Raw genomic sequence first — 12751 nt, 5'->3', positions numbered from 1 at the left:
GTCAGTACCTCTATCCATATTCCTTTTCCCTGTCACATGCTCTCATGCCTATGGCATACTTTCAGTAACAACGTGCAGGAAGGAGTTTCGATGTCCTCTCCTCACTCTCCTGTATTTGAGGCGCTTTTGCCGACACCGTTTGGCCCGATGGTTGCTCTGGCTTCTGATGCCGTACTTGAGTGCCTTTATTTTGCTGATCAGCCTCATCCTCCGACACTTTCTCACCTGCCTGCCTCCAGATTGCCAGCACTCTTTCTCTCCTCTGGCTCTTCTCCTGCTGCGCGTGTTCTTCAGGCTACCAGCCGGTGGTTGGATTCTTATTTTGCTGGTGAGAACCCTACTGCTTCACTCGTTGCAGTCAGTTCTCCGGCTTCGACAGTTGCTCAGGCCGTGTTTTCTCATTTAGCAGCTATCCCTCTTGGCCAGACGACGACGTATCAGGCTCTTGCTCATGAAGTGGAGGTTTCTACGGGCAAGTCTACGAGTGCTCGCGGGGTGGCGAGTGTTCTTGCACATAACCCCGTGTTGCTTCTTCGCCCCTGCCATCGTGTGGTGGCGAGTTCGGGTGCTTTGTCGGGGTACGCAGGTGGTGTGGAGCGCAAGCGGGAGCTGTTAACTCTCGAAAGAACCTAGGATGGCCTTGCTCAGCCAATGATTGTTGCATAGTTTCGAACTACTGGCGAGTGCTCTCAGTTGCTTCAGAACACAAAGGAAGGCGACGAGTTTCTTCGTCGCCTTCCTTTGCTTAGTGCTGTATTACGTCACCTGATGAGGTGCTTCATCAGCCTCTTGCGATCACTGCATTGCCCGTTTTTTGAGAAGTGCAACGATTGCGAGGAATGCTGCCGCGATCAGGGTGATGATGCCGATGATCTTCCATGTGGTTCCCATTCCTCCTGCGCTCGGCAAGGTGGAGTTGGTGATCGGGGTGATAACCACCTTCAGGGCGATGTGCTGGGAGCCTGCTACCTCAACAGCTTTTGGCTCGCCAGTAGATTCTTCTTCCACGCGGTGGTCGCCAGTTACCTTGTACAGGACATCAGGGTGGATGTCAGCTGCCCATCTTCTGTATGCAGGCCATGTTTCAACTTCCTCACCCTTGACTAGTTCATCCCAATAACCGTCATCGTGGATGTTCTGGTCAGCGGTTGTTGCATTGTGGCTTTCATTGTTCTGGTTGTACATGTAGAACTTTGGCGTCGAGGAGGCAATCTTCTTGACGTTGGTAGCTGCCACTTGCAACTTTCCTGGATAGTACTGGCAGGTGTCAGAGCACTCAGGGATGTTGTTCGACCCAGTGACCACTTTTCCGGTTACCTTTTCACCAGAGATGAGGTCCTGGTCGCTACCATCATCACTTTGCAGGGTGAAGATCCAGGAATCTCGCAGGTATTGTGGCATATCTCCGAGAATGGTGATTTCGCTGGTTTTTGCTTCGAGGAAGCACACTGTGGCCTTGCCTGGGACAACGGTAGCGCCAATTGCAACGCCCGAAGAATTATAAACTGTTTTAACTCCTGGGCAGTTAATTTCATACTTCCACAGCGGCCTGTTCGACTGACCGAATGCCCAACGACCAGCAGGAACTTCTGCGTACTCGCGTACTCCCAGCCTGACGGAATCTGCACTGTCGTCAAGAGAGGTGATGGCATATTCCATCGATTTACTGGAATCATATTCACCAGCGCCGTTCGGGTCTGGTTCCAGGTTCTCGTATGGAGTGACAAGCGTTGGGTATTGAACTTCCCTATGGAACCAATCCCACGCTGTTGGCTGACCATCTGGATATGTTCCGTCATAACGGTAGCTTCCATCGGAGTTTTGCATTGGATATTCGTTAGTCCAGAGATTCTCATGCTCGGGGGTATCGCGAGGCAGAAGATGTTTACCCTGACTATCCGTATACGTGTACTTGTCTGGAATGTTACCTTGTGGGTAGACGATCACTCCCTGATGGCATCCTGCATCGATGTTTAAGGTGAACTCGTTGAGGTTGTCAAACAGTGTGCTGGTGAACTCTTGTGGCTTGCCGTCAGCGTTTGTTGCGTACAGCCTCGAAGCTGGTGTGGCCTTAACAGTGACATCATTCACTGAACCAGAGTTCTTGCTAATGTCGCCCTGTTGGACAATGCACATCAGTCTGTTCTTCACTTCGTACGAGTAGCTGAGAGAAACCTCATCACCCGATGTGAAGCCAGCGACGGCTGTAGCAAATACAGACTGCGAAGAGGAAGGATCCGTGGTAAAGGTAACAGCTTTACCGTCACTCTTACGCGTCACTGTTACTGTTACCGGAATACTCTCTTCGTTCTTATCAAGGGAGCCCCGCATGCTGCTTGGATACTCCTGAGGAGTTCCACTCCAATCCACGTTGTCCAGGTCGAGCCATGTGTATTGCAGGTTGACCTTCACCTGCGCATCGGCTGGTGCAAGGTAAACGAACTTGAGAACATCATCCTCTGCTGAGGAATCATCTCCGCTCGGTGCAGGAACAACGGCAGACAGGGTGGAGTCAGCAGCAGAATATGGATAATCCTTGCCGTCAACAGTGAGTTTGTCTGCTGGACTGTAGTTGTTCACTGTTGCGGTGAGGCCTGAAGCAGCGAAGAAGTTGAAGTCGTTACCCTGCCACGTCAGATTGCCGCTCTTCTTGAGAAACTTCGCAGCGCTGTACAGTCGAGGCACACCTCTCGAAGTTGTATCGAAGGTCGGTACAAGTTGCAACTCAGAATAGCGAGCATCGTTGTACTGATCGTTAGACAGCTTAACCAGCGGTATATTATTGCTACTCACATCACGCAAATCAATTGCGTCACCTGGGTAATAACGCTGGCCTGGATGCAACTGTTCTGCCTTCGTACCATCAGCCAATGGATGCTTGAGGACACCGATCAATTCATAACCGGTGAATCCCTTTCCACTTTCTGACGATGGAATGTTACTGTCAACTTGCAGGTAATAGTTTGACTGCTTGTCACCCCATGGCATGAGCGAATCTTCTGCAGTATCAGAATCACTATAATCACGACTCTTCAACTGAGTTCCGTTGGAATTCCATTGGTCGCGAGCAACAGATTGAGGAGCAGCAGTAGTCTCTGTTGCTACTTCTGCATTCTTCAAGTCACCTGCTGCAGAGCTCTTCATGATGACAAACGGCGTCTTCACGAGGCCAGCACGAACTTGGAAGGAAGTAGAAGTAGCGGTACCAATTTTTGTAGAGGTATCCGTTGCCTCCTTGAAACCAGGAGCATCTTCGTTGTTATAGTTCCACCTAAACGAGCGAGTGGCGCCTTGTTGGTTAGCATCAACCTTGGTGCAGACCGTGTTCGCAGTGTTCAGGGTATCAGCAACCTGAGGGTCCAAGCATGGAGCCGACTGAATACGGTTGTAGTACGTCCACAACTGTGGCTGTACATATCCATCCTTCAATGTGAAACGAATGTTTCCATCATTCGTTTCACTAGCAGATGGCATATCATCGGCAACAACTGCATCGCACTTATCGCCCCCGTAATTTGCTCCCTGGTGTTGATCATCCCAGCCCACAGCCTTACTTGCAGCTGCGCACTGAGCAGTATTTTCCACACCTTGAGCGGTACGGTCACGCCAAGCCAGTGTGCTCTTCCATGCGGGGTTGACACCATTGCTGCCATAATGAGGGTATTTGCCCTCCTTCACTTCCACTTTGGCAGCTGGAGTAGATCCAGCATTCCACAGCTTTGGCTTTGACGTGTAATCGTAATGAAGGTCGAGTCGAACGTTTGGGTTCATCATGCCCGTGACGGTAACCTTGTACAGTGTTTTCCACTGATTTACTTCACCGCGATATCGATACTTATCGTTTCCATAGTCCACGTACCAGTCAAGCATGGAACGATCAGAGGTAGAAATATTCGTCATCTGAGTTGCAGCACCGACACGAGGGTCTGGAGTGTGTCGGTGCGACCTTCCCACGGTCTTACCAGACGAAGTAAAACGCGAGAAGCCGTCGGCGAGGATGTCTCCCATCGAGCGCGCGTTGACTAATTCGACTTGAACCTTCGCACCAGCGTTAGGGCCTTTATCAATCTGCCAAGACACCAGCGACAAAGGCTTATAAACCTGTGCAATGCCGTGGCTCGCATTTGGGCTAAGCGTGCTGATTTGCTGTGAAGTAAGGCCAATTACAGAATAGACATACTGACCATTTGTATCTTTATCGAACATATCAGCTGGAATGTTGGCATATTCATATTCTGGGTCTACGCCAGGTTTGTCGAGAGGCGTAAACATGCGTCGACGAGCCTTAGTGTATTCGCTGGTACAATCCGGCTTGAAGTTGCCTCGATCGAGGCCCTTGCCGATATCATTCCCATTCTGATCTTTGAGCATGGCAAAGCAACCGGTAGACATCGGCATTGCAGGCAAAACATTCTTAGGGAAGTTGGGGAATGGCACTGAATACCACTGACCGTTCAATTCAATTCGTCCTAAGAAGTATGACCATTCATCAGGTGGATTATCATTATGGATTGGTCGTGCAGGCAAACCATTGAACTCAACCCAGAATTCAGCTTTGCTATCCTTTCCAGAGAAATTCTCATTCACTGGAGTCTGATTGTCCTCCCAGTTCACCTGAGTTGCTGGCCATGTACTATCAGCCGTATCTTGGTTGTCCACAATATCAGGATCTGTAATCCAAGTCTCCTTTGGATATTTGCTCCATCTATCCTCAGACCTCATCGGAGCCGGGTTAACAATTGTTGAATTGAGAAGATGGTCTGATGGAACGTCAACATGCCACCATTCACCGTTATCGTTTGGACCACTCCAATTCTTAAAGTTCGTCCAATCTCGGCCACAAGACAGAATTGACCAGTTATTGCAGTATCGACCGTTATCAAACAAGTTTGGTGTCCACGTTGTGGGGTCACTTGTTCTCTTATGAGCAGGAATACCTGTTCTACTGTAAATTTCATCTCTATGTTCAACATCCTGTTGAGCAATAGCGGGAGTACCATTTGGCTTCGTTTTGTTCACCATGGTCTCGCCCATAGAAGTCATGACCTTGTAGAAGAACGGCTGTATTGCACCACTCTTAAACCGTCCCTGAGTAGCGCCACTACCATTATTCCAAGGTTTCTCTGGATCAGCTCCTACAATAACGCCATGTTTATCGAGAATATAAAGGCCACCACCATCGGTCAACACAGATGAATGCGTCTGAGCATTCATAGTGACCGTATCAAATTTCTTCGTAGTAATTGTGGCACTCACTTGCTGAGCATCACCAGATGCTGGTCGGTAAATAATGTCAAACATTTTCTGAGTGCGACCAACAATGTTGCCATCCTTGTTCGTCACCACTTGTCCATTCTTACCGAACTGAACAAACGAAGTATCATTAACTTGCTTGAACTCGATGGCACCCGTCTGAGATGTCTCTGCAAGGTTAATTGTGTAAAGGCGTGGAACATCAATGCTGACATTGCGTACAAAAGCCTCAGAGCCATCCGAGAGCTTTTGCCGGTAGAGGAAGAGAATACGTGTGCCTGTAAGTTGAGTTCCGTCCATATTGATATCTGGCTGAGCGTTATTGCCAGAAATATCAGAATTCTTCGCATCGAGAGACAGTTGGATACGACGGAAGGAAGAGGTATCTGCATAATGCAGACGAATTGGAGAGCTATTGCCTGTAAACTTCTGCAAATCAGTCAGCGAGATAGACAAACGAACCTTGTCCTGATCCTTCTGAATCGTAGCTGGAACGTCAGGAACAAGGACAACATTGTTTTCTTTATCAAGGTAAATTTCTTTAAGCTTGAGGTCGACACCATTCCTCACATAGTGAGCGGAGATGTAAGAGCAATTACCATAGCTATCAGGAAGCTTCGAACTATCCAAACCTGTGATAAACCCACCTTGAGTCGGCAACGAAGTGCACGGTGAAGTCGGCAAATACGTATCGGACTTAGCTTCCACTGCATCATAGCCTACAGGGATGTTCCCTGCTGCATTGGCAGGAGCCAGTGGCACAGTAACGATTGCGACAGCAGCTACCACCACAATAAGTACGCTTCTCTTGAAGCGCTTGGCAATAGTTGAAACGCTCATTTCTTCTTCCTCTTCCAGCTCTAGTTACACTCGTCTCTCTCTCGTGCAACTAACGCATCTCTTATTCTAACAAATCGCTCACGAAATTTCGCCCTCGAAACGGCGCAATTACTGAGTTAGCGCTCACTAGAACCTGTCCTGCGCTGCTAATCTTAATGAATTACTCATACTTATTGCTGAACATCAAGCATAAAATTGTTGCTACTACAGACATTTACCCAGCAGAGCAATTTTCTATTTCTCTTCCGCCCGATTCCCTGGTAAGTAATAACCAGATATCAGAGCAACACACCTAAACCCATGCTCACACTTTTCCGCATATACAAACAGGGGCATAAGCCGTAGCCTATGTCCCTGCAGTAGAGAGAGTTTTCAATTATTCATTATTATCGCTTGCATCAAGCGATAAGCTCACTCCTCGTCCTTGCGACGGCGTGCTGCAAGAGCGAGCATACCGAAGCTGACGAAGGCGAGAGCCACAGCAACGATGGCGGTAACAGCAGCACCAGTAGATGCGAGAACCTGAGCACTCTTCTGAGCATTCTGAGCAGCCGCACCACCCTTGTTGCCGTTGTTATCGGCAGAACCATCCTTGACGGTGAGCTTTGCCGAAGCGAGTGGATCGCCACCAACAAGCACCTTCATATCGCCGCTATCCTGAGCGACGAAAGTGATCGGCGGCCATCCTTGCCAACGAGCTTACCGTCCTTATCCGTGGTACCAGAAACTGTTGAACCATCCGGCAGCACGATGGTGACCTCCTGGCCGGCAATAGGGTTGCCGTCAGAATCCTTCACCACACCAGAAACCACAACAGTGTCACCCTTATTCGGGTTTGCTGGGGACACGGTGACGGAAGAATGCTCTGGATCAGCCTTCTTCACTGGTTCAACCGGGGTGACAACGTGGACTGGTGCAGTGACAACTGGCTTGTCTGGCTCAACGGTATCGCTACCGTCAAAGATCTTCACCTCGCCATCCTTATCACCAACAGTGAAGGTAATCGGCTGACCATCCTTACCAACGATCTTGCCATCCTTATCGGTAACAGCAGGAACAGTGGTACCGTCTGGCAGAACAACCGTCAGTTCACGGCCAGCAATCGGCTTGCCGTTCTCATCAACGATAGTGCCATCTACAGTAGCCTTATCACCAGGGTTAAGTTCAGAATCCCCATCAGCCACCACGGCAGAGCAATGGGAAGTGCTCACCTGAATGTTTGGCTGAGCTGGTGCAGGCTGTTCGAAGGTGATTGGTGTGGTGCTGCCAATCTCAGTGTCACCGACACTCACCTTGAGAGGCGAGGTAGCAGCTTCTTGAGAGGAGACAGTTACCGTGTAGGCGCCGTCGCCGTTATTGACAATCTCAGGCTTTACTTGCTTACCGTCTTCGCGAGTTACCGTCAGATTGTCAGCGTCAGTGACAGGCTTGCCATTTTCATCCTTCAAGGTAACGGTAAAGCTCGCCTTACCATCTGCGCTCGTGCCATCAGAAACCGGAACGGTAGTCTTGCTTGGCTTACCAATGCTGGAGTGAGCAGGGTCAGCAGGCAAGGCAGGAGCGGTTGTGATCAGATCCTGCGAAGGGATGGTGTATTGCGAGCCACCAATGGTGACTGTTGCGGAACCATCGTCGTTGACGACAACGTCAGAAGCACCTGGAACGGACTTGTTGATGTCGTCCTTGACCTTCTGCTTCTCGTCATCGGTGAGGTGGTGAGGATCCTGAACTGGAGTTTTCTCGTCAACCTTAAGGCTGGGAAGAACGCCAGTTGGAGTGTCAAACTGCGGGCGAGTGGCTTCAGAGCCTGGAAGTGGGTCCATGCCGTCTGACCACACGCGAACTGCAACGAGATGGTTTTCGCCATCAGGAACAGGAGTGCCGCCGTCCATCATGACTGGCTTGCGAGCAGCTTCATCTTCTTCAGAGGCGAATTGGATGTTGTTGCCGTACTTGTTGAAGCTCTTTGGCCTGCCGTCGTCGCCGTCGGTGCGGGAGAGAATGCGGCCTGGTTCGAGAGTGTAGTTGCCGTTTTCATCTGCGATGGTCGAGGCGATTACGGCGCCGGTGCTCAGATCGTAGAGCTCGACTGTCTCGTATGGGCGAGTTTTACCAGTGACCTTTTCACCCTTGTGACCGGTTGGGTCAGATGGGTTGGAGGGCTTTTGTGGAGGAACTGTAGGGTCGGTACCTTCGATCTTGAAGCCGGAGTCGTGGAGCTTTGGAGTTTGCGACTTGACTTCCTTACTGTCTGGAACACCGTCACCATCGGTGTCGGTTGGGTCTTCAACGCCCTTGCAGTTTGGAGTTTCGTTGTATTCTGCGGAATCCTTAGGGAATGGGCAAGAGCCGATACCCAGCTCGAAACGGTCAGTCAGCCCGTCGCCGTCGGAATCCTTCTCCGGGGTTTCGACGTACTTACACTGAGTGCCTTGGTACAGGTAAGAACGATAGTTTCCCTTATAATGGCCGGCAACGAAGGTGCGGTGTACCTTTTCGTTTCCATTGCCTGCCCATGGGGTGCGCTGGGTGGTGAACTCGACTGTCACGATCTGGCCCAGGTTTTCTGTGCTCTTGTCGAACGAACCTGTGTTCCATTCGAATGCTTGCAGGCCACCGATTTGCTGAGCGAACATGTTGAACTGTTTCAAAGAACGGTTGTGGTCCTTGCCGTCAACGTAGCGAGTGCTGCTATCGCTCAAGTCTGACTGGCCAGCGGCAAAGCTCTTACCAGAGCCGTTGAGCCATTCGACGTAATCACCACAAGGAGAGCTAGACTGGGAGGACACTCTACTTGCAGTGTCATTACCGGCGAGGCAGGCTTTGGCAAGGTCCTGCCAGTTTGCAGCAGCCTCATTCCCGTCAGCATCCCGGTACTGACCGAAGTAGTACATGTTCTTCAGGGTGTTGCTCTTGCCGTACTGGTTTTTGACCGTCTTGACGTCGCCACTCTTTGTTTTCCACAGTGGGCGTCAAAACTAGCAAAAGCTTTGTTTGGCTCTTGACGGTTGTACACCGTCCAGTGCGGTGTGTGCTCACTATCAGTGAGGATAGTGAGGTCCTGAGAGACCATCAAAGAGTAATCAGGGTTCGACATGTCGTCGAAGCCGGAGCTGTCGTAAGGAACAGCGCCGTCGCCTGGCCACTGCTGTGGCTGCTAAGCTTCGGAGAGGTTCCACGTGATACGCCACTTTTGCTGATAGTTGGAGTTTTCATCAGTCAGTGGTTCAACGAGCACTGCGCGGTCCACGATGGACTTGAAGCGTTCAGCAGAAAGCTGAGACACATCAACGCCCATGTAGTCGCGAAGGCCTTCAAGTGATGCATTGGAAATGTAATCTGCCTCTTTGTAACTGGTGGCACCCAGCTTACCGAGGCCACTGTCATCTGCGGCAGCGGTGGATACGAGCGATCCGCCAATTCCCAGTGACAGTGCGGCAGCGAGCCCAGCAGCAACGAGGCTTTTGACTCTACGTGTCAACTCTTTCTCCCTCAATAGTCGATCGGCGTTGGAGAGGCCTGCATCTCTCGCTGTTACCCTTGGGGTTTCTGGCTAGAAGCTATGTTTTACGGCTCACTTTTGGCTTGAGCACTAGGCTTTCTACTGTGTGCGCAGATTATGGTTCTCTGTTTTATGCACAAAGCGTAGAGCATAGCCAAGCCCTTGTTGAATGCCGGACGCATGCACCCAATGAACACAAGTGCAGCATCACAAAGTGCGTCACCAATGCCTATCGCTTTTTCTTTCTTATGCATTTCTCTGAAAGAATGACTCTCTCATCTTTTCTTCCTCGGATGCTGACTGAAAGTTCTTCTCTCATCAAAACCCATAAGCGATCTGTTTAATTCTACCTTTTATCTTTTATCCCATATAAATTTCAGACGTCTTTCCCTGGCATCCAGACACCTTTCATTGTGCATCTAGGCGTCTGTTCATGGCATCCAAAGCCCCTCAATAGCATCCAGTCGTCTTTCAATAGCATCTAGGCGGCTTTCAATGGCGTCCAGAAACTTTCAATGGCACGAAAATCGCATTGCTGTTCTCTGGCAATAATTCTGCTGGCGAGCCTACACCTGCAAAGTCATGGTTTACCGTGCCCAAGGAGAAGAAGAGTGAATTGAATGGAGCGGACAACGGGAGTCGAACCCGCCTCTGAAGCTTGGGAAGCTGCCGTTCTACCGATGAACTATGTCCGCAAGGCTGACAACCCTCTTTACTTTAGTCGAACTTGCCCAGATTGTCACCGCGGGTTGTCGCCAGTGGGTTGTCACTGCAGGTTGCCGCCACAGTTTTCTAACTGACACCCTACATAATCTCTGCTGTACCAGAAATTTCGCACGAAAATAAGCAGAATTTCTGTTGTACCCGAAATTCTGAAGAAAAATGGGCTCGTTTTCTGCTGTACCAGAAGAAAATGCAGCTACACTCCAGCGTTCCAACTCTGCGTAAAGAATTGCTGAGCCGATAGAATTCGAATCCCCTCCACATCAGTGAGAAGAGTCCGATTCCTCGTCACCACAAATTTCGGGAAATTGTCGGGAATGGACTGCAAAGGAGCCAGTTCACGTTCGCGAGTTTTCTCATCACTCAGGTCATCAGTCACTTGAATGTACAAGCGCTGTGCATTCTTGATAGCAATAAAGTCGATTTCCTTGGTATAGAGCTTGCCCACGTGCACGGTATACCCCTGGTAGAGCAACTGCAGATAGACTGCATTTTCAAATACTCTTCCGCTATCAGTATTTCTGTAGCCTTCCAAGAAAGAGCGCAAACCAAGGTCCACAATGTACTGCTTCGGCATTGTTCGCAGCAGCTCTTTTCCATGAACATCGTACCGGCCCGCACGGTAGAACAAGTACGCTTCATCCAGCGCTCGAATGTAGGACATCGCTGTTACATGGGAAGTTTTGTCGCCAGCGTCCGTCAGCACGTTAGCGATAGTCTTGGTTGAGAGAAGATTACCAATGTTATCAGCAAGGTAAGTGGCGATATTACTCAAAGTTTCCGCGCTCGTCACCTGGCTGCGTCCGTGAATTCTTTCTCTGTTAAGAACATCCTTGGTAACCACCGTTTCATACATTCCGGAAGTGTACACGGAGTGCATTTCCTGAGTTGTTTCCACAGAAGCAAGCTCTGGGAAACCCCCATAAGTGAGGTAGTGAGCGAAAACATCGTCGAAGAGAACTGGTTGGCCCTGATAATCTAGAGTTACTGCCCTGTTTGAGGGAAAACTCAAGCCGTTAAAGTCAAGAAACTCAGAAAAAGAGAGCGGCAACATACGAATTTCAACGTACCTGCCTGACAGAAGCGTCGACAGCTCACTGGAGAGCAGAAAAGCGTTGGAACCAGTGATATAAATATCGCAATCAATGTCAATTCTCAGAGCATTGATGGCCTTCTCCCAACTTGGCAACTGCTGTGGCTCATCAATGAAAAAGTAGGTTTTTCCTTGCGAACTGGCTTGCTTTTTGCAATAGGTGTACAGCTCATCAGAGTTTTCAATGGAAACTGCCTTGCTTTCCAAGTTGAGCGAAACAAAAGCTCGACCAGGGACCTTCTCCGCCTCTAACTGTTGACGAATAAGGGCAAGAAGGCTCGACTTTCCACAACGGCGAACACCGGTGATTACTTTGATGAGGTCAGTATCGCGAAAAAGGAGTGCCTGCTTCAGGTAGGTATCACGAGCGATGAGCTTGTTCATGGCCGCTCCTTCGAATAGTTCTGCGCTCTCGCGAACTGAGGTTTACGACGAGTTTTCACTGAGTTCCACTGCGAACTGTCTCGACGAGTTTCACTCCGAGTTGTCGCTACTAATTGTCGTTACAGTTCACAGTGAGTTTTCAGGTATTGTGATAGTCAATCATAGCATCGCTGCTTTCATAACTTAAATTTTTTTCAAGTTATGAAAGCAGGAGCAGTAATATACACCATAAAAGTTTGCGGTTTGCTGTACTGACAGTGTGAGATGAGAAAAATGCGCAGTGATAATCTTGAGAAATCGCTTTATTTCAAGGTTTTTAACTTTATCCACAGTTGTCCCACCGATACACTTTGCGGGGTAGACCGGAACTATTGCATTCAACAACGAGTGCAATTACTAAGGGAAATGAGGAAGAAATGGCTAAGCTTCGAAAGTCGCTAGCTAGCCTAGCAGTTGCTGCAACTTGCAGCGCAACCGCCCTTGCAACGCCTGCATTGGCGCTGGGAGAAACCCCAGTTAGTAGCGCACACAGTACCACTGCAGTCACAGCAGCATCTCAGAATATTGATACCACAGAAGGCCTTGACCTCGGGGAAGGCGCACGCGTGGAATCGACTGTATCTATCAACCAAGAAGGGGTTAAAGAAGAAGCGCTCGCTGCTGTTCGCAAATGGCGTGAGGATGCCTATAACAATAACGTTCGATGGGAATACAGAGACTCATCAACATCCAGCACTGTAAAATCGACGATCCCCGATGCGCTCAAAAAACTAGGTATTTCCAAGGAAGACTATTTCAATCCTCATTGGTCTTATGCAATGGAGCGAATCGCTATCCAACGCATTGCTGAAACCATGTCAGCAGAGATAAATCATATTCGCCCCAATGGCCCGTGGCCGTTTTCTTTGTATTACAAGGGGAAAAGCAACCACTTCTGAAGTTCTATCGTGGGGAGA

Annotated in this window: 7 protein-coding genes and 1 tRNA gene; 2 read left to right on the top strand and 6 right to left on the bottom strand. The window is 49.5% G+C overall.

Going from position 1 to position 12751, the window contains the following annotated elements; genetic code table 11:
- The first annotated feature begins 90 nt into the window (after positions 1-90).
- Positions 91-633 (top strand): methylated-DNA--[protein]-cysteine S-methyltransferase, encoded by a 543-nt coding sequence (locus tag AEAE_RS06730; RefSeq protein WP_158520556.1) that lies wholly within the window; start codon positions 91-93, stop codon positions 631-633.
- A gap of 162 nt (positions 634-795) precedes the next feature.
- On the opposite strand, the gene AEAE_RS06515 is transcribed toward AEAE_RS06730, so the two are convergent.
- From AEAE_RS06515 to AEAE_RS06485, 6 genes are all read right to left on the bottom strand, one after another.
- Positions 796-6093: a hypothetical protein gene (locus tag AEAE_RS06515; RefSeq protein WP_094690345.1), complete on the bottom strand. Its 5298-nt coding sequence runs from the start codon at positions 6091-6093 to the stop codon at positions 796-798.
- Between the two features lie 411 nt (positions 6094-6504).
- Positions 6505-6738 (bottom strand): hypothetical protein, encoded by a 234-nt coding sequence (locus tag AEAE_RS06510; RefSeq protein ID WP_094690344.1) that lies wholly within the window; start codon positions 6736-6738, stop codon positions 6505-6507.
- The gene (locus AEAE_RS06505) at positions 6735-8987 is read right to left on the bottom strand and encodes an invasin domain 3-containing protein (protein WP_094690343.1); all 2253 of its coding nucleotides are present in this window, start codon (positions 8985-8987) and stop codon (positions 6735-6737) included. Before AEAE_RS06505 ends, AEAE_RS06510 begins: the two co-directional genes overlap by 4 nt.
- Positions 8988-9250: 263 nt before the next feature.
- Entirely contained in the window at positions 9251-9574 is a 324-nt protein-coding gene (locus tag AEAE_RS06500; RefSeq protein ID WP_094690342.1) for a hypothetical protein, read from the bottom strand.
- Positions 9575-10216: 642 nt separating this feature from the next.
- Positions 10217-10290, bottom strand: a tRNA-Gly gene (locus AEAE_RS06490).
- A gap of 224 nt (positions 10291-10514) precedes the next feature.
- Entirely contained in the window at positions 10515-11795 is a 1281-nt protein-coding gene (locus AEAE_RS06485) for an ATP-binding protein (RefSeq protein ID WP_094690340.1), read from the bottom strand.
- Positions 11796-12211: 416 nt separating this feature from the next.
- Here AEAE_RS06485 and AEAE_RS06480 point away from each other — a divergent pair, with 416 nt between their 5' ends.
- The gene (locus AEAE_RS06480; RefSeq protein ID WP_094690339.1) at positions 12212-12733 is read left to right on the top strand and encodes a hypothetical protein; all 522 of its coding nucleotides are present in this window, start codon (positions 12212-12214) and stop codon (positions 12731-12733) included.
- Positions 12734-12751 lie beyond the last annotated feature (18 nt).

This window comes from Aeriscardovia aeriphila, assembly GCF_002259595.1.
GTDB lineage: Bacteria > Actinomycetota > Actinomycetes > Actinomycetales > Bifidobacteriaceae > Aeriscardovia > Aeriscardovia aeriphila.
This window is presented reverse-complemented; position numbering and strand designations above follow the sequence as displayed.

What these genes read in the sequence shown, in the direction of transcription:
- AEAE_RS06505 (WP_094690343.1), bottom strand. Translation starts at nt 8,987, where the DNA reads ATGTACTACTTCGGTCAGTACCGGGATGCTGACGGGAATGAGGCTGCT.
- AEAE_RS06515 (WP_094690345.1), bottom strand. Translation starts at nt 6,093, where the DNA reads ATGAGCGTTTCAACTATTGCCAAGCGCTTCAAGAGAAGCGTACTTATT.
- AEAE_RS06510 (WP_094690344.1), bottom strand. Translation starts at nt 6,738, where the DNA reads ATGAAGGTGCTTGTTGGTGGCGATCCACTCGCTTCGGCAAAGCTCACC.
- AEAE_RS06480 (WP_094690339.1), top strand. Translation starts at nt 12,212, where the DNA reads ATGGCTAAGCTTCGAAAGTCGCTAGCTAGCCTAGCAGTTGCTGCAACT.
- AEAE_RS06730 (WP_158520556.1), top strand. Translation starts at nt 91, where the DNA reads ATGTCCTCTCCTCACTCTCCTGTATTTGAGGCGCTTTTGCCGACACCG.
- AEAE_RS06485 (WP_094690340.1), bottom strand. Translation starts at nt 11,795, where the DNA reads ATGAACAAGCTCATCGCTCGTGATACCTACCTGAAGCAGGCACTCCTT.